21 protein-coding genes and 2 pseudogenes are annotated in these 24,799 nt (G+C 61.5%); 15 read left to right on the top strand and 8 right to left on the bottom strand.

Annotated features, from left to right (window positions below):
• The 4 genes and pseudogenes from AC04SH_RS31340 to AC04SH_RS31325 form a co-directional block, all read left to right on the top strand.
• Positions 1-942, top strand: a pseudogene (locus AC04SH_RS31340) (hypothetical protein); the annotation flags it as partial.
• A gap of 344 nt (positions 943-1,286) precedes the next feature.
• Positions 1,287-3,590, top strand: coding sequence for a peptidase domain-containing ABC transporter (locus tag AC04SH_RS31335; RefSeq protein WP_488577758.1), 2,304 nt, complete (start codon positions 1,287-1,289; stop codon positions 3,588-3,590).
• 85 nt (positions 3,591-3,675) lie between these two features.
• The gene (locus AC04SH_RS31330; RefSeq protein ID WP_488577757.1) at positions 3,676-5,037 is read left to right on the top strand and encodes an HlyD family type I secretion periplasmic adaptor subunit; all 1,362 of its coding nucleotides are present in this window, start codon (positions 3,676-3,678) and stop codon (positions 5,035-5,037) included.
• Positions 5,038-5,065: 28 nt separating this feature from the next.
• Positions 5,066-6,799 carry a tetratricopeptide repeat protein gene (locus AC04SH_RS31325; protein WP_488577756.1) on the top strand — a complete coding sequence of 578 codons (1,734 nt, stop codon included), beginning with the start codon at positions 5,066-5,068 and terminating at the stop codon, positions 6,797-6,799.
• A 458-nt stretch (positions 6,800-7,257) separates the two neighbouring features.
• Here AC04SH_RS31325 and AC04SH_RS31320 read toward each other — a convergent pair whose 3' ends face one another.
• The 4 genes from AC04SH_RS31320 to AC04SH_RS31305 all read right to left on the bottom strand — a co-directional run bounded on the left by AC04SH_RS31320 (position 7,258) and on the right by AC04SH_RS31305 (position 11,129).
• Positions 7,258-8,280 carry a zinc-binding alcohol dehydrogenase family protein gene (locus tag AC04SH_RS31320; RefSeq protein ID WP_488577761.1) on the bottom strand — a complete coding sequence of 341 codons (1,023 nt, stop codon included), beginning with the start codon at positions 8,278-8,280 and terminating at the stop codon, positions 7,258-7,260.
• A 107-nt stretch (positions 8,281-8,387) separates the two neighbouring features.
• Complete coding sequence (locus AC04SH_RS31315; protein WP_488577755.1) at positions 8,388-9,302, bottom strand: sugar ABC transporter substrate-binding protein; 915 nt, start codon at positions 9,300-9,302, stop codon at positions 8,388-8,390.
• Positions 9,303-9,396: 94 nt separating this feature from the next.
• Positions 9,397-10,182 carry an ATP-binding cassette domain-containing protein gene (locus AC04SH_RS31310; RefSeq protein ID WP_488577754.1) on the bottom strand — a complete coding sequence of 262 codons (786 nt, stop codon included), beginning with the start codon at positions 10,180-10,182 and terminating at the stop codon, positions 9,397-9,399.
• Positions 10,179-11,129, bottom strand: coding sequence for an ABC transporter permease (locus tag AC04SH_RS31305; protein ID WP_488577760.1), 951 nt, complete (start codon positions 11,127-11,129; stop codon positions 10,179-10,181). The genes AC04SH_RS31310 and AC04SH_RS31305 overlap by 4 nt, the downstream gene beginning before the upstream one ends.
• 269 nt (positions 11,130-11,398) lie before the next feature.
• Between AC04SH_RS31305 and AC04SH_RS31300 the strand changes: the two genes are divergently transcribed.
• Positions 11,399-12,295 carry a GntR family transcriptional regulator gene (locus AC04SH_RS31300; protein ID WP_488577753.1) on the top strand — a complete coding sequence of 299 codons (897 nt, stop codon included), beginning with the start codon at positions 11,399-11,401 and terminating at the stop codon, positions 12,293-12,295.
• A 67-nt stretch (positions 12,296-12,362) separates the two neighbouring features.
• On the opposite strand, the gene AC04SH_RS31295 is transcribed toward AC04SH_RS31300, so the two are convergent.
• Both AC04SH_RS31295 and AC04SH_RS31290 read right to left on the bottom strand, forming a co-directional pair.
• The gene (locus AC04SH_RS31295) at positions 12,363-12,956 is read right to left on the bottom strand and encodes a DJ-1/PfpI family protein (RefSeq protein ID WP_112562535.1); all 594 of its coding nucleotides are present in this window, start codon (positions 12,954-12,956) and stop codon (positions 12,363-12,365) included.
• 166 nt (positions 12,957-13,122) lie between these two features.
• The gene (locus AC04SH_RS31290; RefSeq protein WP_488577752.1) at positions 13,123-13,821 is read right to left on the bottom strand and encodes a GntR family transcriptional regulator; all 699 of its coding nucleotides are present in this window, start codon (positions 13,819-13,821) and stop codon (positions 13,123-13,125) included.
• Between the two features lie 174 nt (positions 13,822-13,995).
• On the opposite strand from AC04SH_RS31290, the gene AC04SH_RS31285 reads away from it, so the two are divergent.
• From AC04SH_RS31285 to AC04SH_RS31250, 8 genes are all read left to right on the top strand, one after another.
• A complete protein-coding gene (locus tag AC04SH_RS31285; RefSeq protein ID WP_488577751.1) occupies positions 13,996-15,225 on the top strand; it encodes an iron-containing alcohol dehydrogenase in 1,230 nt (409 codons plus the stop codon).
• Positions 15,226-15,283: 58 nt separating this feature from the next.
• Complete coding sequence (locus AC04SH_RS31280) at positions 15,284-16,732, top strand: NAD-dependent succinate-semialdehyde dehydrogenase (protein ID WP_488577759.1); 1,449 nt, start codon at positions 15,284-15,286, stop codon at positions 16,730-16,732.
• On the top strand, positions 16,729-17,595 hold the full coding sequence (locus AC04SH_RS31275; RefSeq protein WP_488577750.1) for an alpha/beta hydrolase: 867 nt from the start codon (positions 16,729-16,731) through the stop codon (positions 17,593-17,595). The genes AC04SH_RS31280 and AC04SH_RS31275 overlap by 4 nt, the downstream gene beginning before the upstream one ends.
• A 304-nt stretch (positions 17,596-17,899) precedes the next feature.
• Complete coding sequence (locus AC04SH_RS31270; RefSeq protein WP_488577749.1) at positions 17,900-18,151, top strand: potassium channel family protein; 252 nt, start codon at positions 17,900-17,902, stop codon at positions 18,149-18,151.
• Between the two features lie 171 nt (positions 18,152-18,322).
• Positions 18,323-19,291: a helix-turn-helix domain-containing protein gene (locus AC04SH_RS31265; protein ID WP_488577748.1), complete on the top strand. Its 969-nt coding sequence runs from the start codon at positions 18,323-18,325 to the stop codon at positions 19,289-19,291.
• A gap of 147 nt (positions 19,292-19,438) precedes the next feature.
• Positions 19,439-20,956, top strand: coding sequence for an aldehyde dehydrogenase (adh, locus tag AC04SH_RS31260; protein WP_488577747.1), 1,518 nt, complete (start codon positions 19,439-19,441; stop codon positions 20,954-20,956).
• A gap of 66 nt (positions 20,957-21,022) precedes the next feature.
• Positions 21,023-21,361 carry a DUF779 domain-containing protein gene (locus tag AC04SH_RS31255; RefSeq protein WP_488577746.1) on the top strand — a complete coding sequence of 113 codons (339 nt, stop codon included), beginning with the start codon at positions 21,023-21,025 and terminating at the stop codon, positions 21,359-21,361.
• Between the two features lie 95 nt (positions 21,362-21,456).
• On the top strand, positions 21,457-21,672 hold the full coding sequence (locus tag AC04SH_RS31250) for a DUF1858 domain-containing protein (protein ID WP_477239001.1): 216 nt from the start codon (positions 21,457-21,459) through the stop codon (positions 21,670-21,672).
• Here AC04SH_RS31250 and AC04SH_RS31245 read toward each other — a convergent pair.
• Positions 21,669-21,938, bottom strand: a pseudogene (locus tag AC04SH_RS31245) (helix-turn-helix domain-containing protein); the annotation flags it as partial. The gene AC04SH_RS31250 and the pseudogene AC04SH_RS31245 overlap by 4 nt on opposite strands.
• Positions 21,939-22,104: 166 nt before the next feature.
• Here AC04SH_RS31245 and AC04SH_RS31240 point away from each other — a divergent pair.
• Complete coding sequence (locus tag AC04SH_RS31240) at positions 22,105-22,536, top strand: potassium channel family protein (protein WP_488577745.1); 432 nt, start codon at positions 22,105-22,107, stop codon at positions 22,534-22,536.
• Positions 22,537-22,557: 21 nt separating this feature from the next.
• Here AC04SH_RS31240 and hemN read toward each other — a convergent pair whose 3' ends face one another.
• The gene (hemN, locus tag AC04SH_RS31235; protein WP_488577744.1) at positions 22,558-23,931 is read right to left on the bottom strand and encodes an oxygen-independent coproporphyrinogen III oxidase; all 1,374 of its coding nucleotides are present in this window, start codon (positions 23,929-23,931) and stop codon (positions 22,558-22,560) included.
• Between the two features lie 134 nt (positions 23,932-24,065).
• On the opposite strand from hemN, the gene AC04SH_RS31230 reads away from it, so the two are divergent.
• Complete coding sequence (locus AC04SH_RS31230; RefSeq protein ID WP_488577743.1) at positions 24,066-24,794, top strand: Crp/Fnr family transcriptional regulator; 729 nt, start codon at positions 24,066-24,068, stop codon at positions 24,792-24,794.
• The last annotated feature ends 5 nt before the right edge of the window (positions 24,795-24,799 follow it).

Genomic DNA, 24,799 nt, shown 5'->3' with positions numbered 1-24,799 from the left:
ACCGGCGCGACTGGTGCAACTGGCGACACCGGGGCAACTGGAGCCACGGGTGATACCGGTGCCACAGGTGCGACTGGCGATACCGGGGCAACTGGAGCCACGGGTGATACCGGGGCCACCGGAGCAACTGGTGATACCGGTGCGACGGGTGCGACTGGTGATACCGGAGCAACGGGCGCTACTGGCGATACCGGAGCCACGGGTGCGACCGGCGATACCGGCGCGACTGGTGCGACAGGCGATACCGGAGCGACCGGAGCGACGGGCGATACCGGAGCGACCGGAGCCACGGGCGATACCGGAGCGACCGGAGCGACGGGCGATACCGGAGCGACGGGCGATACCGGAGCGACCGGAGCCACGGGCGATACCGGAGCGACCGGAGCCACGGGCGATACCGGAGCGACAGGCTCTACCGGAGCGACAGGTTCGACCGGCGCTACTGGTTCGACAGGTGCCACCGGCGCCACGGGCTCGGCTGGTGCTACAGGTGCGACCGGAGCGACCGGCCCGGGCGGTGAGACTGGTGATCACCACCATGGCAATAACGGCTTTGGCAATGGAGATCAGGATGCACCTGGTAATTCCGGGAACAATAACAATGCCGAAAACGGCCCTGGTCACAACCACGCCAAGGTCACATCCGACTCGCTCGGGCTGAAGGACTCTACGCAATTCCTGCAGTCCGGCTCGACTGACGGCAACGGCGGTTCCGGCGGCAATACCTCGTTCGGCCACCTGATCAGCCTGGCGGCGACTTCGGTGACGACGGACCTGCTGAATGTCCTCAAGACGATCAGCGGATTCGGCAACAACCAGAACAAGCCGTCCGGGGCGAGCACGGATCTCACCTCGGATCAGACCAAGCCTGGCGCCGGCTACGCCAGCAACGACCACACGGTCAAGACGTCCCTGAAGGATCTCTTGAAGCCGCATGAGTGAGTAGGCAATGGAGCTGGACAGGGACTGGTCCAGATTGAGAACAGGCGCGCGGGCTTCGCTGGAAAGCGGGGCCCGCGCGCTGATTATTCTAAAAAGCATCATCCCGCAGCGCTTGGCTTACCAACCATGGTCAGCCACCATGACCAGAGACCATCGATGAAACGTACGCGCGGACTTCGCGGGAGAGCGGAATTCTCACGTTCACTACCTCCAGACACGGATCGGCATGAGAGTCGCGCGGCGGATCGGTTCGGAGTACAGTGCTGCGTTACCGGAAACCTCGGCGGAAACGCCTCGGCCCGGGCGTTTTCGAATCCTCGCCCTGCGTACCGGATGAGAAGTCCATGGTAAACGTGCCCGTAAACGCCGAAAACCAGCCGGTCTCGATCCGTGCAAGCTCCGAAATCGACGATGCAGCGCGCCAGGCCGGCGTGCACAACGCTGCTCAGCGGCCTCCCGGCGGTCCCGCCGAGCGCAACCAGATCGCGCCACGCCTCAAGGCAGTACTGCAGGCCGCCCGTTATCATGGCATCGAACTAGACCCCAACGAATTCAGGACAGCGAATTCGGTTCCGGCCGCTACCGATCTCTCCGAATGGGCGCAGAACGCCGGCATGTGGGCGCGTGCCCTGCGCATCCGGTGGTCGCACCTCTTGCGCTTCCAGGACACCGGACCAGTCGTGCTCTTGTTCAGCGATGGCGGCGCGGCCCTCCTGACCGGAGCGAGTGCGGAGCGCAATGTCGTCTTCCTCAAAAGTGCCGACGCGCCAGACGACGGTGAGGCCACCGCCATCGATGAGCTTCGGTTGTCGCGGGTGTGGACGGGCGAGGCGGTGCTGCTGCGCGCGACACGGTCGCACGTGGCGGCGGATGCGCCTTTCACCCTTCACTGGCTCACCCAACTGGTGCGGCTAGAAAGCCAGCCCCTGCGCGACATAGCCATTGCCTCGTTCACGCTGAGCATCCTGACCATCCTGCCGCCACTCATCGTGATGACGTTGGTCAACAAGGTGCTGCAGTTCAACAGCATCTCGACTTTGCTGCTCTTGTCTGCGGTGATCGCCGTGGTGTTCGCCTATGAGACACTTCTCGGCCATGCGCGGCGACTGATCATCAACGTCGTCGGCGCCCGCCTGGACACCAAGCTGCAGTTGCACGTCTTTAGCCGGCTCTTGCGCCTGCCGCTCGATTATTTCGAGCGGCATCCGGCCGGCGAGACGATGTATCATCTGGCCCAGGTCTATCGTATTCGAGAGTTCCTGACCGGAAAACTCCTCAGCACGTTCCTGGATCTAATCACACTGTGCGTGCTGGTACCGGTCATGTTCTACATCAACACCACGCTCGCCTGGGTCGTAATGGCTTGCGCGGCCGTGATCATGCTGATCATCCTTGCCTTTCTCAAACCGCTGCGCCGCAGATACCAGCGAGTGGTCGAAGCCGAGACCTGGAAGTCGGCAGCGCTTGGCGAGACTGTCGTCGGCATCAAGACAGTGAAGGCGCTCGGCCTCGAGCCGCAGCGCAAGGCGCTCTGGGACGAGCGGGTGGCGGAAGCCGGAAAGGCTCGCCTCGCCTTCGGGCAGCTCGCAAGCTGGCCGCAGACGTTGGTCACGCCGATCGAACGCGTCATGGTGCTCGGCACCATGCTGGTCGGCGCCTATCTCGCGTTGAACGACCGTTCGGGCTACCTGGTTGGCAGCCTGTTCGCCTTCATGATGATCTCCCAGCGCGTAGCGCAGCCGCTGGTCGGCCTGGCACGACTGGTTGAAGACTACGAGGAGGTCGGTGCAGCTATCGGCGAGGCGGCCTCGGTTCTCAACCGGCCGCTGGAGAGCAGTTCGAATTCTACCGGCCTGAGACCCAGGCTCGTGGGCGAGGTCACTTTCAGCGACCTGACCTTCAGCTACATCGCTACGAAGACACCGGCGCTTGACCGGGTCAGCTTCCACATTCCCGCCGGCAGCATGTTTGGCATTGTGGGGCGCAGCGGGTCGGGAAAATCAACGATCGCGCGCCTCCTGCAGGGAATCAACCGCGACTACAGCGGTTTCCTCAAGCTCGATGGCGTAGACCTCAAGGAGATCAACCTACGCCATCTCCGCCAAGGGCTCGGCGTGGTCCTGCAGGACAACTTTCTCTTTCGCGGGTCAATCCGCGATAACATCATCGCCGGGCGGCCAGGCCTGACGCTTTCCGATGCCATGCGTGCCGCACACCTTGCCGGCGCCCAGGAATTCATCGAGCGTATGCCCAATGGCTATGACACCTATATCGAGGAAGGTTCGCCCAATTTGTCAGGTGGTCAAAAGCAGCGGCTGGCGATCGCACGCGCTCTCATCCACGATCCGACCATTCTCATCCTCGACGAAGCGACCAGCGCGCTCGACCCGGAGAGCGAGGCAGTGGTAAGCGCCAATCTCATGCGCATCGCCAGCGGGCGCACGATGATCATCGTTTCGCACCGGCTGTCCTCACTGACAGAATGCGACAACATCCTGGTTATGGATCAGGGTAAGGTCCTTGACGTCGCGCCGCATGCGACACTGCTCGAGCGATGCGCGCTTTATCGCCAGCTGTGGTCGCAGCAAAACCGGCACCTCGACGGCCGTCATGGCCGCCCGGTCGCCATCCCACCGCGGTTGGTTTGACGATGCCACAATTCATACGCCGCTTCAGGTCCGGTAACCCATGAGTAGCACCTCTCTCATCGCCCTCCCGGCTCGGCGGCATCGGATGGAAACGAGGGATCCGACAACGCCGGCCATGCTCGAGTTCCAGTGGCCGTCGACGGCTGTCGCCAATGCTCCTATCCCGCGGGCGGCGCGCGGCATCGTCTGGATCATCGCGAGCCTGGTCATCGCGCTGATCGCTGTGGCCGGACTGATACCGGTCGATCAGGTTGTAACGGCCAGAGGGCTCGTGGTGTCAAAATCGCCCAACATGGTCGTGCAGCCGCTGGAGACGGCGATCGTGCGCTCGATCGACGTGCGTGAAGGACAGCACGTGCAGGCCGGTCAAGTGCTTGCTCGCCTCGATGCGACCTTTGCTTCTGCCGATCTGGCGACGCTCGCCATGCAGGTTTCGACGCTTGAAGCTGAAGTCGCGCGGTTGAAGGCGGAAGCGGATGGCCGGGCCTTCGATTATGACGGTCTCGACCCAAGCTGGACCCTGCAGGCATCGATTTTTGAGCGCCGCAAGGCAGTCTATGATGCCAAGGTTGAGAATTTCGACCGCCAGCGCGACGAACTCAGTTCCGTAATCTCGCGTTCGCTATCGGATGCAGATGGCTACCGCCAGCGGCTCGCGGTCGCCGGCTCGATTGAACAGATGCGCAAGCAACTCGAAGCAAGGCAGGTAGGCAGCCGCCTCAATACGCTGCTTGCCGAGGACAATCGCGCTGAAATGTCCCGGGCGCTCGGCAATGCCGAGCAGACCGCGCAAGCCGCAAAGCTCCAGCAGGCAGCGGTGGCCGCCGAGCGCGACGGCTATATTCAGGGTTGGCGAGCGGATGTTTCACAGAGCCTGTCCGAGGCCAGTTCGCGCATGTCCGACGCGCGCGAACTTCTCAACAAGGCAAAGCTGCGTAAGCAATTGGTCGAGCTGAAGAGCGAAGCAGACGCCATCGTTCAGTCGGTGGCCAAGGTCTCGGTCGGTTCGGTCCTGCAGTCCGGCGAGCGATTGATTACGCTGGTGCCGGCCAACGCGCCGCTTGAGATCGAGACAAACATCGTCGGACGGAGCAGCGGCTTTGTGCATGTCGGCGACCCAGTGGTTATCAAGTTCGACACCTTCCCTTATTCGCAATACGGCCTTGCTCATGGCACCGTGCGGGCGCTTAGCCCCGATTCCTTCTCTGCGCAGGAGCAAGCACGCGATCCGAACAGCTCCCTGGCTATGCTGCCGCCCGACGCCGAGCCGTTCTATCGCACGCGCATTTCCATCGACCAGGTCGCCCTCCACGGCGTGCCTGCCGGTTTCACCGTGAGCCCCGGCATGCCGGTGACCGCCGACGTAAAGGTCGGCCGTCGCACAGTGCTCAAATACATTCTCGGTGTGATGCTTCCGATCGGCCAGGAGGCAATGCGGGAGCCGTAGCGCACGGGGGTATCGGAGACTCGGATCGATGACAATCCTGGATCGGCTTACTGTTCTGGCCTCCCCGGCGGCAGCGTTGCGCCGGGCGATCCAGCTCGCTGACAGCGGCAAGCCCGCAGAGGCCTTTCCGCTGATGGCGAGCGCGGCGCGGGCGGGGATCGTCGACGCCGAGTACCGGGTCGCGCGTTGCTATCTCGAAGGTTCGGGCGTGCCGCCGAGCCGTATGGAAGGCGCGCGATGGCTGATGCGGGCAGCCAATCACGGGAGCGCCGATGCGCAAGCGCTCCTCGCCGCTCTCTATTTGACGGGGCTGGTGGCTAAGGAAGCTGACGGCAACGGCGCCGAATCCAATCAATTGTTTGAACCAGATACCTCGGGCAAACCAGACTTCACGGCCGCGTTCGACTTTGCCACCAGGGCGGCCGAGGCGGGTTCGGCCGTGGGACAGGCGATCCTCGGCTATATACTCACCAGCGGCCCCAAACCGATGCGCGATGCAGATGCAGCGCACCGATGGTACGAGAAGTCGGCTTCCGCCGGCTGCGCCGAGGGCTGTCTCGGCTTTGCCCTGTCGCTGGCCCGCAGCGGCAAACGTGAAAACAGGGTCAGGGTCGCAAAAGAGGTAAGACGCGCCGCCGACGCCGGTCTGCCGACCGCAATCTACCTTCTCGCGGTCCTTACCGAGCACGGGCTGGGCGTCGCACGCGACATGGCTGCAGCCGTTCGACTGTATCAGGCTGCTGCGGAGAAAGGCCTTCCCTCCGCCCAGTTCCGGTTGGGATTAGCAATGATTGATGGTGCATTTGTCGACCAGGATATTGCTGCTGGAGAGGCGTGGATGCGGCGTGCTGCGTTGGCAGGCAATATCGAGGCCGCCTATCTCCTCGGCGAGCGCTATGTGAAGACGCAGCGGCCGGATTTTGCAGAATCCGCAAACTGGTACCGGCGGGCGGCCGAAGCGGGCCATCAGGCCGCCGCCCGCGCGTTGGCCTCGCTCTATTTGACGGGGAACGGCGTGGCTCAGGATCTTGAAGAGGGGGCACGCTGGCTGCGCGCCGCTGCAAATGGCGGCAATCAGGAAGCACAGGTCGATCTCGCCAATCTTGTTCTCGAAGGAGCCGGCGAGCCCGATGATCATGCAAGCGTTGCCGGATGGTTCGAAGCGGCCGCATCATCGGGGGACCTGCTAGCGGCTTTCAATCTTGGGCTCTGCTTCGCCAACGGAGTCGGCGTCCGCCAGGACGAGGGGCAAGCGGCGCAATGGCTAAGGCGCGCGGCTGAAGGTGTCGCCGAGGCGCAATATATGTACGCCCGCCTCTTGCAAGATGGACGCGGCGTGGCGCCCGACCCATCGCAGGCCCGCCTCTGGTTTGCTCGGGCAGCCAATGCCGGCATGCTCGACGCGCAGGTGGCGCTTGCCGAGATGCTGCTCAACGGGCGCGGGGGCACACGTGAGCCAAAGGTTGCGGTGCAGCTGTTCGAGCGCGCCGCTCTCGACGGTCACGCCGGAGCGATGTTTGCACTTGGCGCGCTGTATGGTGCTGGCCAGGGCGTGCCGGTCAGCCAAACGGCAGCGCAGAAATGGTACGCAGCCGCTGCTGGACGTGGGCATGGCCAAGCCCAACTCATGCTGGGGCGTTATTTCTCAAGGGGTATCGCTGGGGAGCGCGACCCGGTAGCCGGTCGCCTGTGGCTCGAGCGCGCGGCAGCCTACGGTATCAGTGAAGCGGCCGACGAACTTGCCGAACTCGCCTCGGGTTGAGGCTCGCATAGTGCCAGCACGCCAAACGCATGTCTGCCACGAACGAGGATCCGAAGAATTCTAGGTTTGGTGCGGAAGCCACTGGCCGCCCTATGACTACATCGAAACCGCCAAGCTGCAGGCCGATACCGTCAGAGCGCTGATCCGACGCCCAATTTACGATGTGGCGCAGATAGTCAACAAGAACGCAGATAACCTCATGCTTTTCCACGCTAAAATAGCCGTTTCGTCGAATTTTGCAGGTCTTTGCCCTACTCCCACTCGATTGTTAACACAGCATAACGCCGTATGCTCTTCACGCCGATTTCATGCTCGACCGAAAATGGGCGTGACGACTTCCTTCACCATCGATCGTCTTCGTTCTCAATTAGCTTCGTAAGGGTGAGGTGCTGCGCATTCGGCCGCCAGCCCAAGTGTGATCCGCCTGCTGCGAAATGTGACCATCGTGTTTGCCGAATTCACGCGGATCCTGCCACATCGATGACGGCCTTGATCAGACCGGACTTCTGCCGCGCCCAGATCGCGATGTCGCGGGGGCTGTTGCGCAGGGTCGTGCGGTGGGTGACGAGTTGGTCAATTGGTATTTTGCCAGCGCGGATCGAGGCAATGACGTGCTGGAAATCACTGTGCGTCGCATTGCGGCTACCGATCAGCATCATTTCCCGCTTGTGGAACTCTGGATCGGAGAAGGTTATGTCGTCCGGCACGACGCTGACCATCACCATGACGCCGCCATGGGCGACATAGGTAAAGGCCGACTGCATCGAACGGCTGTTACCCGTGGCGTCGAAGACGACATCGAAGCCTGCTTTGACGGTTCGCTCCGCTATCGTCTCATTGATCGATCCCTTCGATCCGTCGATCACCAGGAAACCCAATTGCGCGGCAAAGGCCAACCGCCCGGCGTCGACGTCCATAATGGTCACGCTTTGTTGCGCGATGCGGGCAAAAAGAGCGGTGCCGAGTCCGATCGGCCCGGCGCCGATGACCAGGTTGCGATTGCCTGGCCCAGCCATCGATCTGCGCACCGCGTGCGCACCGATGGCCAGAAACTCGACCGTGGCCGCCTCGACCAATGACAGGCCGGTCGCTGGAATCAAGTTCTGTGCCGGCACGAGAAGCTGCTCGCTCATGGCCCCGTCACGATGCACGCCAAGCACCTCGATTGCCACGCAGCAGTTCGGCTTGCCCTGGCGGCAGGCCGCGCATTTCCCGCAGGCAAGATAGGGATTGATGAGAACTTGATCTCCGACGACGATGTCCCCTGGCGCGTTGATTGCCACGATCGTTCCCGAAACCTCATGGCCCATGACGCGTGGATAAGCGAGGTAGGGATGCTTGCCCTGGAAGATGTGGTAGTCGGTTCCACAGATGCCGACATGGGCTACGTTGACCAGCGCCCAGCCTTCCGGCGGACTGCCTGGCGCAGGCCGCTCCTCGAACACCAGTCTGCCGGGTTCGACGCATCGGACGATCTTGATGGCAGGGTCCATGACCGTAATTTCATCCCTTCGCTAGCGGCGCTCTTCATCCAAGTGTCGACAAAAGGAAGTGGTCCGGCGGAGCAATCCGCCGGACCATTGCTGGATCACTCGAAGTCTTTGACGTTCTGCAGCGTCACGAGGCCGGCGCCGGTATCCACATTGGCCTCGACGGCTTCCCCCCGGATCGCCTTGACGACGGTGTCGATGCCAAGCTCGCCCATTTTTGCCGGAAATTGTGCAACGCTGGCGTCTTCCGCGCCCGACTTGATCGCTTCGATCTCACCACAGCAGGCGTCGAACCCGACCAGTATGATCTTGTCGTTGGCAATGCCCGCATTGCTGATCGATTTGACAGCACCCGGGATTGGCGGGCCGCAGGCGGCGTAGATCGCCTTGAGATCGGGATTGGCGGTCAGGATGTCTTCGGTCACCGACGTGCCAAGTTCGAGCGTGCAATTGGTTGCACCTTTGCCGACGACCTCGACCTTGACGTCGCCGAGACCCTCCATCATGCCGGTGACCCGGTCGTCCAGCGCCGGCACCCCGGGCACCCCTTGCAGGATGCCGATCTTGTCGCCGCTCTTGAGCACGGTCTTCAGGTACTCTCCGGCGATCTTGCCGCCATTGAGATTGTTGGTCGAAACCAGTGCCGTCTGGCCTTTCCAGTCAGGTATGCTGTTGTCGACGAGAACCACCTTGATGCCGGCAGCGACCGCCTTGTCGAGCGCCGGCGCTACGGTCGGATCGACCGGAGTGATCGCCAGACCCTTGACGCCTTGCGTGATCATGGATTCGATCAGCGCGATCTGACCCTCGATGTCGGTGGCCGCCTGGCCTTGACCGGTGACCAGCTCGATCTCGGGATGAGCGGCCGCGTACTTCTTGGCGGCATCCTCCATGGTCGAGTAGAACGGCACCGGGAATTTCGTAATCAGGCCGACCTTGATCTTGTCGGCGGCCGAAGCCGGCATCGCAAACGCAATAGCGATCGCCAGCCCAGCGAACAGTTTTTGGTTCATTGGCATTCCATTCCTCCCTTGGAATTGAGGCGTCTTCCGGTGGAAGTCGCTTCAGGCATTTGCGGACCGGAACGGTCCCCAAATCTCGAACGGATCAGGCTCCAACGATCATGGAAACCAGCTCCTGTTTGTTGTCCTTGGTCGGCATGAGTTCACCAACCTTGCGGCCCTGGCGAAGCACCACGGCGCGATCGGCAAGCTCGACGACATGTTCCATATTGTGGGTGATCAGGATGACGGCGTTGCCCTGATCGCGCAGCGCAGCGACCAGGTTGAGCACCTGCCGTGATTCACGCAGGCCAAGTGCTGCGGTCGGCTCATCCAGGATCACGACCTTGCGGGCAAATACGGTCGACCGGGCCACCGCAATGGCTTGCCTTTGTCCACCCGACATCATGGCGACGACGGCGTCCAGCCGCGGCAGCGTAACCTTGAGGTTTGTCAATAAAACGCGGGTCTCGGCGTCCATTTTGCGCTGTTGAAGAAATCGCAGGCCGCGTGGAAGCCATTGCGGCCAGGCTAGTTCGCGACCGGCAAAGAAGTTCTGTCCCGGCGTCAGATTGTCGAACAGCGCCAGATCCTGGTAGACGGTCTCGATGCCTGCAAAGCGCGCATCCGCAGGGGAGCGTATCTGGGTTGGCGCACCGTCCAGAAGGATCGCGCCGGCATCGAGTTGGTGCACCCCACTGATGCATTTGGTCAGTGTCGATTTGCCCGCGCCATTGTCGCCGAGAAGCCCGAGGATCTCGCCGCGTCGGACCTCGATGCTGACATCGTCCAGCGCCACAACCGAGCCGAAACGCTTGGTCGCGCCGCGCACCGCCAGCACAGGATCATCCGTTGCGGCTGCATGATCGATGCTGGTCGCAACGGCGCTCATGGCTGCCTCCCGGCCTGCATGACACGCATGCGCCCTTCGAGATAGTTGCGCAGCACGTCGGACTCGACCGCTATGACGATGACCACGCCGATGACGATGAGCTGGAAGAAGACGTTGACGTTGAGCAGGTTGAGCGCGTTGCGGATGACGCCGATCATGATTGCGCCGATCAAGGCGTGGCCGAGATGGCCGCGGCCGCCGAGAAAACTGGCGCCGCCGATGATCACCGCCGCGATCGTATCCAGCTCCAGCAGATTGCCGAACAAGGGCGAACCGGCGTCGGTGCGGCCGGCAAGGATAACTGCACCGATGCCGGCGCACAGCCCTGAGATCACATAGACCGAAACCAGGACCCATGACACGGGAATGCCCATGCGCACGGCAGCATCGGGCCGACCGCCGACGGCATAGATCCAGCGCCCCCAGACCATCGTCTTGGCCACGACGAAAAGAACCGCGGCAACGCCCGCAACCACAAAAACCGACCCCGGCAGACCCCACACCGCCTCGCGGCCAAGCGCATCAATGGCCTCCGGCATCCCAGGGATGGCGCGCCCATCGGCCAATTGCAGCGCCAATCCCTTGGCGATGCTCAATGTCGCCAGCGTGATGATGAAAGGGTGTGGCAGTCGGCCGAAGACGTAGAAGAGCCCGTTGATGGCGCCGACCGCCGCGCCGCAGCCAACCATCACCGCAATCACCACGATGGCGGGAGCGCCAGCATGAAAGCTGAGCGCGCCGACGACGGAGGCCAGTGCGACGTTCGAGCCGACTGAGAGGTCGATCCCGCGTGTCAGAATGACCAGATGCTGGCCCATCGCCACAACCGAGATGACGGCGGTCTGGGCGAGGATGTTGCTGAGGTTGCGCCCTGTGAGGAAATAGGGTGACAGAAAGCTGAGAACGACGATCAGCAGCACCAGGATGACGACCGGACCGGCGCTCACCAGGGCCAGGCCAAGCGCAAGGCCGGGAACAGCTTCCTGCTTCCTGGAAGCTGGCAACGCGGCCTCGCCGGCAGTGGTGCCGGTGTTTCCCGTTTCAGGCAAAATTCCCCTCCCCGCCGAAGCTCGTGCGAGCCGCGTCGTCAAAAACTCAAATCGTGCTTAGGTCCTCTTCTTATCGATAAAAAACAACTGACTTGATTGGGTCAAGTTGTTTTTTATGGATAAAGTTCATGCTAAAAAGGACAAGGTATTGTTTGGAGGAAGGTGCGATGCGAACCGACACCGTCTACAAGAAGGCCTTCAATCGAACTGCAACTATGCTGCGCGATGGACAACTGGTCGGGGGGCTTCCCTCCGAAAATGAGCTGAGGCGGCTCATTGGCGTCAGTCGCACCACCGTCCGAAAGGTTCTGCAAGAACTTGTTCGCCGCGAACTTGTCACTGTACACAACGGCATCAGGACAGTGGGACGAGGGGTCGATGAGAATGACTGCTATCCCGACGCCGAAACAACGCCACGCGCCAAGCATGTCGAACAACAATTCATGGAGTGGATGCTGCGGGGTGACACCAGGCCCGGAACAAGTATCAACGAGCTGGAGCTCGCACGACAGTTCGGTGTGGCGACCAACGGAATTCGCGAGTTCCTGATACGCTTCAGCCGCTTTGGGCTGATCGAGAAAAGACCTAATACAGGCTGGCTTTTCAAGGGCTTTACGGAAGATTTCGCACTCGAGCTGTTCGAGATTCGGGTGATGTTTGAACTGCGTTCCGCGCAACTGTTTTCGCGGCAGCCAGACAGTTCTCCCCTTTGGTCAAAGCTCGCCGCGCTGAAGATGGCGCATGCCGATTTGTTGCAGCAGATTGAAAGCCGCTTTCACGACTTCTCCGGCCTCGACAACCGCTTCCACAGGCTCATAAACGAGGCGTCACCGAACCGCTTCATCGATGATTTCTACGACATCATCACCTTCATTTTTCACTACCACTATCAATGGAACAAGCAGGACGAAAAGCAGCGCAACCTTGCCGCGCTGCATGAACACATCGCCTATATCGATGCGCTTGAGAGCCGTGACTCCGCCCGGATCGAGGCGGCCTGCCGCGCGCATCTGGCTTCAGCCAGGGAAACGCTCATGCGTTCGCTGATTGGGTTCGATGAATGATGGATTAGAGGCGCCACTCCCATTGAAGAGAACCGACGCCCCTCGGGAATGCGTCGGCTCCAAGAGTTTACGCGTGGCGGATTTCCGTTCCCAGCACCTTCAAACATTCGCGGATGAACGCGGCAAGCGCCGTCCAACCCTTTGCCGAAACCATCGTCCCATCGACATAAGCATCGGTGGGAGAGAGGTCGATGTAGGTGCCGCCAGCAAGCGTCACCTCCGGCTCGCAAGCCGCGAGCGCCGCCACCTTCTTGCCACGGACGACGCCGTCGACCGCGATCAGAATCTGGACACCATGGCAGATCGTGAAGATCGGCTTTTTGGCTTCGTGAAAATGACGCACCATCGCCTGCACGCGCTTGTCGGTGCGGATGTATTCAGGGCCACGGCCACCGGCGCAATAGACAGCGTCATACTGGCTCAGCTGCTTCTCGGCGTCGGCAAAGGTCTTGTTGATCAGCGCGTTGTGACCGGGCTTTTCGGTGTAGGTCTGGTCGCCTTCGAAATCGTGCAGCGACGTCTTGATCGTGTCTCCGGCGCTTTTGTCGGGGCACACGACATGAACGGTGTGCCCCACCGCTTCCATCGCCTGCTGATAGACGAAGATTTCATATTCCTCGGTGAATTCGCCGGTCAACATCAGGATCTTCTTGCTTGGCATGGCTCTTCCTCTCGGCTTGTTTCAAGGCGAGGTGCACGTCGCCCCTCGCCAGTTGGGTATCGAATCGATCAGAACGGGGCGGCGGGGGAACATTCCTTGGCGTTAGCCTGGGTGGTCAGCGGTGCGCCGAGCTTGAAGGTCTGCCGGAGAGCCGACATCACAACTGCTACTCGAACGCAGGCAGGAGCCGGTCCCGCGAGTTCTCGATGTGCGTACGCATGGCGCTTTCGGCAGCGTCCGGATCGCCCGCGGAGAAGGCGGCGAGAATGGCCTCGTGCTCGTCGAGCGCCTCTTCGGTCACCCTGGAGTGATACATCAGGCGGAAGATATGGAAGTGGGTATGCTGGTGATTCAGCGTCTCGCGAATGAGCTCGTTCTGGGCGAACTCGACGATCTTGTCGTGGAAGATCGCATCCTGACGGGCGAAGTTCGAATAACGTAGGCGTTCATCTTTCCCCACCCGCCGGGCCATGACGCCAGCCGCCTCCCGCAGCACGGCAAGGCGCTCGCCGTCCAGCCTGGCGGTGGCCTTCGCCGCTGCAGCAGGCTCAAGCAGAAGGCGCAGTTCGTAAAGCTCGTCAAAGCGCCGGCGCGTGATCTGCGGGGCGGCGCGATAGCCGATCAGGTGGGTCTTCAACACCAGGCCCTCACCCTCCAACCGGCCAAGCGCTTCCCGAATGGGAGTATGCGAGACGCTGAACTCCTTGACGAGGTTGTCGACGGTGATGCGCGATCCCGGCGCAATTCTCAAAGACATGAGTTGCGCGAAGATTGCCTCGTAGACGTCGCCGGCAAGGCTGTTGGCGCGCTGGATGCGGCCGCTCGCGCGGGCTTCATTGTCAACCGTCAGGTCCGTGTTCTGCATCGTTTTGCCTCTTGACAGAAGCACCCACTAACATGATGCTCCGCTCAATTCAATCCTATATCCTATACGATCTTATAGAGGATACTGCATGAGCATGACCCGGAGCGTCAAGGCCGGTCTCCGGAACGAAGCCAATTCACTTGGCTCCCCATCCGCCTTCGAAGGATCCTGTGCATGACCTTGTTTGCAGCGGCGCGCCTGCCGCGCGAGATCCTGTTCGGCAAAGGCCAGCGCCATGTGCTGCCTGCCGTTGCCGCCAAATATGGGCGGCGCGCGTTCGTCTGTACCGACGAGCGTTTTGCCGCGACATCGCAGTTCGCCGAAATTCTTGCTGGCTTGCACAACGCGGCGATAGACACGCTGGTCTACGACCGAACGCTGCCGGATGTGCCCCGCGACAGCGTCGCCGCCTGCATTGCGGAAGCGAAGGATTTCGAGCCGGACATGGTGATCGGAATCGGCGGCGGCAGTTGCCTCGACATGGCCAAGTGCGCAGCACTTCTGCTCAGCCATGGCGGCAGGCTCGAGGATTACTATGGCGAGTTCAAGGTACCAGGTCCTACCCTTCCCGTGATCGCCGTGCCGACCACGGCCGGGACCGGCTCAGAGGTGACACCCGTCGCCGTGATCTCCGATCCGGATCGGACGCTGAAAGTAGGTATCTCGAGTCCCCACCTCATCGCCGCTGTGGCGCTTTGCGACCCGGACCTGACGGCGTCATGTCCACCCTCACTGACGGCGATCGCCGGCGCCGACGCGCTGACGCACGCAATCGAGGCTTTCACCGCCGCCAAACGCGGCGCTGATCCTCATTTGCCGCAGCAGCATGTCTTCGTCGGCAAGAGCGCTCTGACCGATCATTTCGCACTTCTGGCCATCAGGCTGCTTGGCCGCAGTCTCGAAAAGGCATATCGCGACGGATCGGACGAGGATGCGCGCGCCGATGTCATGATGGGAGCGCTGGCCGCCGGTTGCGCCTTCGGCACGGCGGGAACGGCAGCCGCCCATGCGGTGCAATATCCTGTCGGCGCGCTTACCCATACTGCGCATGGTCTGGGCGTCGCCACCATGCTGCCCTATGTGATGACCTACAACCTGGCCGCCGCGGCCGCAGAGATTGCCGAAGTCGGCGCTGCCCTCGGCCTTCCCCCTAAGAGCGGCGACGGTGCCGATGCATGGGCGCACGCCACCATCCGGGAGGTGAGCCGGCTGTTTGGCGCCATCGGCATCCCACCGACCCTGGCCGAACTTGGCCTTGCCGAGGACAAGATCGATTGGACGGCCGAGCAGGCGCTCGGCATAGGCCGGTTGATCAAGAACAATCCCCGTCCCTTCGACCTCGCCGCGATGCGACGGCTGGTCAGGGCTGCTTATGACGGCGACATGTCCGCCACCATGATGTGATCGACCAGGAGCTCATCTAATGAACATTGCCGCAGGCATATCCGACGAGGATCAAGACATGTTCGACTACGCCACGGTCTCGCACGGTCTCTACATTGGCGGACGCTGGCGGCCCTCATCGGAGGGCCGCGTGATCGAAGTGGTCGATCCATCGACCGAAGCCGTGATCGCGGCGGTTCCCGATGCCACGCCCACTGACGCCGCCTCTGCCGTCGATGCGGCCGCGAAGGCAGCGGCCGGCTGGCGCGAGACCTCGCCACGCAAGCGTTCGGAAATCCTGCGGCGCTGCTTCGAACTGATGATCGAACGCGCGGAGACGTTGTCTGCGCTGATCTCGCTGGAGAACGGCAAGGCGCTGCGCGATGCGCGCGGAGAAGTCGCCTACGCCGCGGAGTTTTTTCGTTGGAACGCCGAGGAGGCGGTCCGCATCAGCGGCGAGTTCGGGCTCGCGCCCTCAGGCGCGAACCGGATCATTGTCGACTACCAGCCCATCGGCATCTGCGTGCTCATCACGCCATGGAATTTCCCGGCCGCCATGGCGACACGCAAGATCGCTCCGGCGCTCGCGGCCGGCTGCACGGTGATCCTGAAGCCCGCCAGCGAGACGCCGCTGACGGCCTATGCGCTTGCTGCACTCTACGAGGAAGCCGGTGTGCCGCCCGGCGTCGTCAACGTCCTGACGACCTCGACCCCCGGGCCGGTGACGGCGGCCATGCTGGCCGATCCACGCGTGCGAAAACTGTCCTTCACCGGCTCGACAGGCGTCGGCCGCGTGCTCCTCGCCGAGGCCGCAAAGCACGTCGTCTCCTGTTCCATGGAGCTTGGCGGCAACGCACCGTTCATCGTCTTCGACGACGCCGACCTGGAAGCGGCGCTCGACGGGGCGATGGTTGCCAAGATGCGCAACGCCGGAGAAGCCTGCACCGCCGCCAACCGCCTTTACGTGCAGGCCGGGATCCACGATGCCTTCACCGATGGGTTGAGCAAACGCATGGCCGCGCTCACAATAGGCCCTGGCATAGATTCGGAAACCGAGTGTGGTCCGATGATCACAAGGAAGGCCGTGGACAAGATCGACCGGCTCGTCCAGGACGCGGTTGCCCGTGGCGCCAAGGTTCTGTGCGGTGGAGCGATCACCGAGGGCAAAGGTTACTTTTACCCACCGACGGTGCTTCGCGACGTGTCCGTCGACGCGGCAATGGTACATGAGGAGATATTCGGTCCGGTGGCGCCGATCCTGCGCTTCGGTAGCGAGGCGGATGCCATCGCAAAGGCCAATGACACTGAATACGGTCTGGCGGCCTACATCTACACGCGTGACTTGGCCCGGGGGATGCGTGTGGCGTCGAAGATCGAGTCGGGCATGATCGCCCTGAACCGCGGACTGATGTCGGATCCGGCGGCTCCGTTCGGCGGGGTCAAGCAGAGCGGGCTGGGCCGCGAAGGTGGTCAAAAGCACGGCGTTGCCGAGTTCATGGAGGCGAAGTACATCGCCGTGACCCTGTGAGCGGACACGTCGAAGATCCGTTTCGCATTCGCGACCATGTGGTCGATTTCGACGACATCGTCGCCGACATCGTGCGCAGAAGCGAGGCTACCAGGGCGAACGTTCCAATGGTCGTCGATGTCGCCTACGGACCCGACGCCGCCGAGACAGTGGATCTGTTCTTTCCCTTGGGCAAACGGGACCGCCTGCCGGTGCACATGTTCATCCACGGCGGCTACTGGCGCATGTTCTCCAAACGGGATTATTCCTACGTCGCCGACACGGTGACTCGCGCAGGTGCGATCGCGGTCATTGTCGATTACGCGCTGATGCCTGCGGTGCGGATGGCCGCGATCGTCGATCAGGTGCGCCGCGCCAAGCGATGGGTACTCGAGCACATCGCCGACCATGGGGGCGATCCCGGCCGGCTGACTGTCAGCGGCCACTCCGCCGGTGCTCAGCTCGCCACCATGCTGTTCAATGATCCGAGCCTATCGTCAGACATCAGAGGCGCGCTGCTCCTTGGTGGGTTGTATGAGTTGAAGCCTCTGCAGACCTCGTTCCTTGCCACCGAGATCGCTATAACGGATGAGGAGGCCACCAATTTGTCGCCTCTGACACATGACTTCGATACGTCAGTAGAGGTTACGATCGCGATCGGCAGCGAGGAAACGCCGCCGTTTCTTAGCCAGGCCGAGGCATTCGCCAGGCATCTGAGAAAGCAGGGGCTACATGTCTCTCAAACCATCATCGCCGGTGCCGATCACATGAGCAGCGTTCGCGACCTCGGTATGGATGGAACCCGCGCTGCGGATTGTTTGGCCAAGCTTATCCAGCGCGATGGAACTCCTGCACACAATGCAGCGACCAGGTCAGTGCTATAAAAACGGGGAGCGATGGTCGGAGCGGTCAGCAACATGGAGGGTGAAAATGTGGATTCCCCTGCGGACCAACAGTCAGGTGTTCTGGGCGCTCGCTGTTGCGTCTCAGCCAAGTGTTGCCAACTACTCGGCGCTAACCCACGGAAATGTCAGAGCTATTCTGAGACGGTCGAAAAACCCTAAAATCGGGTGGACTGAATGGTGGGCCCGGAGGGCGTATTAAAATCGTTGATTTTATTGAGTTTTTGGTGGGCAAAAATCGGAAATCTTCCGTATCGTTCCACATGGTCCCGTAACGCCATACCGATTGCTCAACATCTTCGCCGACTTCGAAACCGCCCTGTACTTTTCCACCATCACTTTCTCGACGGTTGGCCACGGCGACATCGTGCCCGCCCATGCGCGGCGTATCCAGACGGCGCTCGAGGGCGTGAGCGGGTTCCCTGCTCATCGGCTGGTCGACAGCCTATCTGATCGCATCAGGCACCCGCACGAGCCGTTCAAGGCCGGCGAACATTTTCGACAGCAGCAGATGCTCCGATTTGCTCCCGATCAATGAACGCCCGGCAATCTGTCGGTAGGCTCTTTCTCGATGGGCAACCTTGAATTGCTCAAAGACAGGCGACAGGAAGACATCTGCTTTCTGCTTCTTTCGACGAATTGACTATGTGCTACGGGAACCGCAGACCGGCAGATCAGGAGGAAAGACACAGGGTTGGGAGGACTAAGCATGGGCGAAGATCTATACGGCCATCATGCCGACCGCATCCAGGCCGCGATTACCTCGGACGCTGCAGCGAAGTCCGCGCTGGTTGCCTCCTGGCGACGGTCTTCCAATTTGCATCGGCTCGATCCAGCTGACTGCAGCCCCCCACGTTACCTGACGGAGGCCGAACTGGGACAAGCCCGACAGCGCATCGAACCGCTCGTCCGAGCTGCCCAATCGAATCTCGACCGTCTCTATCTTGCAATTGGCGGCGTTGGATGCTGTGTCCTGCTCGCCGATGGTGACGGCGTGCCGGTCGAACGGCGCGGAGCAGCCGTTGATGACGAGACGTTTCGTTCCTGGGGTTTGTGGACTGGCTCCATCTGGAATGAGGAAAGCCAAGGCACCAACGGCATCGGCACCTGTCTGGTCGAGCGGCGCACGCTGACAATCCACCGTGACCAACATTTCCACACGCGCAACACGTTGCTCAGCTGTACCACCGCACCGATTTACGATCACCGGGGAGATCTTGTGGCCGCACTTGACGTGTCGTCCTGCCGGGCTGATTTGACCGAAGCCTTTGCCAATCTCATTTCGGTGGCCGTGGTCGACGCGGCGCGCCGGATCGAGGCGGAGAACTTCAAGATGGCATTCCCGAAGGCGCGTATCCTGCTGGCGCCGGTGAGCGACAAAGGTTCCGGCGCGCTGATCGCCGTCGACGCCGACGACCTCGTGGTCGGCGCGACCCGTTCGGCCCGCCTGCCGCTTGGCATTACGCAACAGTGTCTCGACAAGCCGATGCCCGCGACCGATCTGCTCGGCTGGGGCGAGAGCGGCCCCGAAGTCCTGGCCGAGGCGGAGCGCGGAGTTCTGCAGCGGGCGCTGGCGCGGGCGGACGGAAATGTCTCGGCGGCGGCTCAGGCGCTTGGCATCAGCCGCGCAACGCTTCACCGCAAGCTCAACCGCCTGGACGTTCACCGGTCTCACTGACCTTTTTCGTATCCTCGTCTGACTGTCGCAATTCTGCGACACATCCCGCCCTCCCGCTGTCCCCGGTGCGGTGACAACTACGGGCGGAAATCGCAAGTCTCTTCCGAAGCGTCGCATCCCGCGACGTCAGCTTCGGGAGGAAGACACATGAACAAGGTTGAATTTTCACGCTCGGTCAAGGCGCCCTTCGACAAGCGCTATGGCAATTTCATTGGCGGCAAATGGGCCGAGCCGCGCTCCGGCCGCTACTTCGAGAACCACTCGCCGGTAAACGGTCAACTGCTGTGCGAGGTGGCACGCTCGGACGCTCAGGATATCGAGGCGGCCCTCGATGCAGCACATGCCGCCAAGGATGCCTGGGGACGCACCAGCGTGGCAGAGCGGTCGCTTATCCTCAACCTAATCGCCGACCGCATGGAGGAGAACCTCGATCTCCTCGCCTGTGCCGAAACCTGGGATAACGGCAAGCCGATCCGGGAAACGACAGCGGCCGACCTGCCTCTGGCTATCGACCATTTCCGCTATTTCGCCGGTGCTGTGCGCGGCCAGGAAGGCAGCCTTTCGCAGATCGACGACGATACCGTCGCCTATCATTTCCACGAGCCACTCGGCGTGGTCGGCCAGATCATTCCCTGGAACTTCCCGCTGCTGATGGCATGCTGGAAGCTTGCTCCCGCGCTTGCGGCCGGCAACTGCGTCGTGCTGAAGCCCGCCGAGCAGACACCGGCCGCCATCCTTCTCTGGGCCGATCTTATCGGCGATCTGCTGCCGCCGGGCGTGCTCAACATCGTCAACGGCTTCGGCCTCGAGGCCGGCAAGCCGCTCGCATCATCGCCGCGCATCGCCAAGATCGCCTTTACGGGCGAGACCACGACCGGCCGGCTGATCATGCAATATGCCAGCCAGAACCTGATCCCCGTGACGCTCGAGCTTGGCGGCAAGTCACCCAACATCTTCTTCAAGGATGTCGTCGCCGAAGACGACGATTTCTTCGACAAGGCGATCGAAGGCTTTGTCATGTTCGCGCTGAACCAGGGCGAGGTCTGCACCTGCCCGAGCCGCGCGCTCATCCATGAATCGATCTACGACAGGTTCATGGAACGCGCCCTCAAGCGCGTCGAGGCGATCGTGCAGGGCGATCCGCTCGATCCCGCGACGATGATTGGCGCCCAGGCCTCGTCCGAGCAGTTGGAGAAGATCCTGTCCTACATCGACATCGGCCGCCAGGAAGGCGCGGAGGTGCTGACCGGGGGAGCACGCAATGTTCTGCCTGGTGATCTGGCCGGCGGCTATTACGTCAAGCCGACGGTGTTCAAGGGACACAACAAGATGCGCATCTTCCAAGAGGAGATCTTCGGGCCGGTGGTTTCGGTCACGACCTTCAAGGACGACGACGAAGCGCTCAGCATTGCCAACGACACGCTCTACGGCCTCGGCGCCGGCGTCTGGACGCGCGACGGCAACCGTGCCTATCGCTTCGGCCGCGCGATCCAGGCCGGCCGGGTTTGGACCAACTGCTACCACGCCTATCCCGCGCATGCGGCTTTCGGCGGCTACAAGCAGTCCGGTATCGGCCGTGAGACACACAAGATGATGCTCGACCATTATCAGCAGACCAAGAACATGTTGGTCAGCTATAGCCCCAAGAAGCTCGGCTTCTTCTGATCACCTCTTTGTCTGACAGGCGCGGCTCCGCGAGGGGCCGCGCCCCAGACTGAAATGGGAAAAACCATGCATGCGAAGGTCACGGCAACGCCGGCCGCCCTTGAACTCATCGCGGAGATCGTCGCCGAGCATGGGCCGGTTCTGTTCCACCAATCCGGCGGCTGCTGTGACGGCTCTTCGCCCATGTGCTATCCGCGTGCCGGTTTCATCGTCGGCGACCACGATGTGCTGCTCGGCCACATCGGCGCCGCGCCGTTCTACATCGGGGCCTCGCAATTCGAGGCCTGGAAACATACCGATCTCATCATCGATGTGGTGCCTGGCCGAGGCGGCATGTTCTCGCTCGATAACGGAAGGGAGAAGCGGTTCCTGACGCGATCGACGATCTGCGCCATTCATAGGTAATGAGGGTGCGTCGGGCTGCGTCTTCTTTGTCGCAGCGCAACGAGCATCCCGGAAATCCGATGCAACATGCCGGCTTCCAAGGGTGGGCAAGCGGCATGAAACGCAAATTCAGCGACGATGCGACAATGGACGAAATCATGCACGGGTCGCCGGCGGCCATCCGGGTCGTGCTCCAGCACGGCATGCTTTGCGTGGGCTGCCCGATTGCTTCGTTCCACACCGTTTCCGACGCGGCAAGAGAACACGATCTGAACGGAGAACAACTCAGCTGCGACCTGCATGCAGCGATCGAGAGTTCCGAACCCGACTAGCTTTTCTCAGCGCGGCCTTCCGCAATCAGAAGGAGCCGGTGAGGTTCGACCACCGTCACCTTCTGGCGCTCGCTTTTGACCAATCCTTGGTCTTCCCATGCCGACAGCAGCCGACTGACTGTGTGCAGTGTCGTGCCCGTCATCTCGGCAATGTCCTGGCGTGAGATCGGGAAGTCGATCAGGATTCCTTCCTCTGTCTTCTTGCCAGCCTGCTTGACCAGCTTGAGCAGCGCATGGGCGACGCGCTGTTGCACCTGCTCTCGCGACCAGCCTGAAGCTGGCGATGTTCTTTCGCCTCGCGCCTGCTGCAGCAGGCAGAGGCCAATAGGTGGCTTCGGCGAAAGTCGACCGGTTGCTTCGAGGCTCGAAATGCCCGCGCCAGGTTTGATTTTACGCAAGGAAAGCGCCCCTCAAGGTTCCTAGTTTCATCGCATGGCTCTCAACCTAGTCGTCGGCACAGTCGTCATAAGCCTGACTGTCCTCATTCACACTTTTGGCCTCATCGCAGTCACCCATGCGATGAAACATCTGGCGGCGCGCTTTCGCATGCACGGGCGACGAAGCCGGGTGGTCGCAATGATCAGCGTCGTAATGGGCCTTTTTGCCGTGATGACAGCGGAGGTGTGGTTGTGGGCCGGCGTCTATCTTAAGCTCGGCGTGTTGCCGGACTTCGAGACCGCGCTGTATTTTTCCACCATCACCTTTTCAACGGTCGGTTATGGCGACGTGGTTCCCGCCCATGACTGGCGCGTCCTGGCGGCGCTCGAGGGCGTGAACGGGTTTCTACTGATCGGCTGGTCGACCGCCTACTTGATCGCTGCGGGAACGCGCGTCGGTCCATTCAGGGTTGGCGAACACTTTTGATCGGCTGCGCGGAGCCGTTGGTCAAACCGCAACCGAATGCCTGCTGGTTCCATTGCCGAGATAGCTGTCGAATTTTGCCGCTACCGTCCTGACAAGCGCGCGGCTGTCCTCCGGCACAACGAAATTTTCGCCATCGAGCTTGAGAAGCAGGCCGCCGCTGCTGATGGCAAGGCGGCTTGCCGTAGCCAGGAGTTTCTGCCCGACCTCGCCGAAGCGCTCGACAAGCTCGACCGCCGAAAAGGCAAACTGGCACATCAGGCGCTCGATGATCCAGCCCCTGGCCAGATCGTTGACGCTGAGCTCGATGCCACGTGCCGTCGCCAACTGTCCCGAATCTACAATTTTCTCGTACTCGCCGGTCGCAACGATGTTCTGGGCGTAGCCTTGTCGGAACCGGCTGATCGAGGAGGGACCAAGACCGATGAGCGTTTCGCACTGGTCCTCGGTATAGCCCTGGAAATTGCGGCGGATCTTGCCGACGCGAGCCGAGATCGCGAGCGTATCGTCCGGTTTGGCAAAATGATCGAGCCCTAGGGCCTCGTATCCGGCATCCACGATCAGCCGCGCGGCGAGTTGCGATTGCGCCAGGCGCGCCGCGGTATCGGGCAGCCAGGTTTCATCGATCATCGTCTGGTGCTTCTTGAACCATGGCACATGCGCGTAGCCGAACAGGGCCAGCCTGTCGGGCGACAGCGTCAGCGCCTGGGCGACGGTCGCCGCAACACTGTCGCAGGTCTGATGCGGCAGCCCATAGAGCAGGTCCAGATTGACAGACGTAACTCCCCGCGCTCGGACCGCATCGACGATGCTTTTGGTGAGGGCAAAACTCTGTTCGCGATTGATCGCCTTCTGCACTTTTGGATCGAAGTCCTGTACGCCGAGGCTCGCTCTCGTCATGCCGATCGCAGCGAAGGCATCCAGCCGCCCCTCGTCCATGTCGTTTGGGTCGATCTCGACGCTGAGACTTGCATCATCGAGAAAGTCGAACCGATCCCGCAGCGCTCTTCCGAGCACCAGAATGTCGTCGGGCCTTAGCATCGTCGGGGAGCCGCCCCCGAAATGGACGGCGCGAACTTTGCCCCTGTCGGTCACAAGACGACTGACAGTTTCGATTTCCCTGTGCAGCGAACCCAAAAAAGTGGCCACGGGCGCATAGTGGCGTGTCTGCTTGGTATGGCAGGCGCAGAACCAGCACAACCTGTCGCAATAGGGGATATGCAGATACAGCGAAATCTCGTCATCGCCTTCGAGCGCGTCCATCCATCCGCGAACTGTCACGGCATCGACGCCGACATGGAAATGAGGGGCGGTCGGGTAGCTGGTGTATCGAGGAACGGTTTCGCTCGCCGCACTGACCAGATTTCCATGAATGTTCTTGACCGTGGTGATTTGCATGGACGCCAATCTAGGAACGCAGCGGCGCCGAAACCTTGATTTCCGTCAAGTCTGCTGACCACTAGGGACAAACTGACGCAACAATTTGAAAGCCTGTGATGATATCGTGTCGCAGAATTTGATCTGGGTAGGCCATGACCGTCAGACAGGACATTCACAGCGCTGGCATTCCCGCGCTGTGCCAATCTTGTGAAGCGCGGCACCGCGGGGTTTGCGGCGCGCTGGATGCCGATCAGTTGGTCGATCTGGCCAAAACCTCTTCACGGCGTTCAATTCCGTCGGGCGCTGAACTGGTTGGCGACGCCGAGGTGGTAGATAGCTATTCGAACGTGCTTTCCGGCGTCGTGAAGCTGACCAAGAGCCTTTCGGACGGGCGCCAGCAGATCGTCGGCCTTCAATTCGCTCCCGATTTTCTCGGAAGGCCATTCAAAGTCGAAAGCGCAATCAATGCCGAAGCGGCCACGGAAGTATCGCTGTGCTCGTTTCCAAGGACAATCATCGAGCGGATGATGAAGGAATCGCCTGCGCTGGAGCATCGCCTGCTCAAACAGACCTTGACCGAACTCGACGAGGCGCGTGACTGGATGGTGACGTTGGGCCGCAAGACCGCGTCCGAGAAAGTGGCAAGCTTCCTGGTGATGATTGCCAGGAACATCGACCCGACGGTCGACCCGACGGCCAAGTCAGCGACTTTCGATCTTCCGCTGACACGCGCCGATATCGCCGATTTCCTTGGTCTGACGATCGAGACGGTGAGCCGCCAATTGACTAGGCTGCGAACCGACCGAGTGATCCGGATCGATAACAACAGGCATGTAACGGTGGACAGCCTCAGTCGACTGGAGCAGCGTTCCGGCGCCTAGGCCCA

The organism is Mesorhizobium sp. CNPSo 4688 (assembly GCF_057784295.1).
The sequence above is the reverse complement of the archived record's forward strand: the minus strand, read 5'-3'. Positions and strand labels throughout refer to the sequence as shown.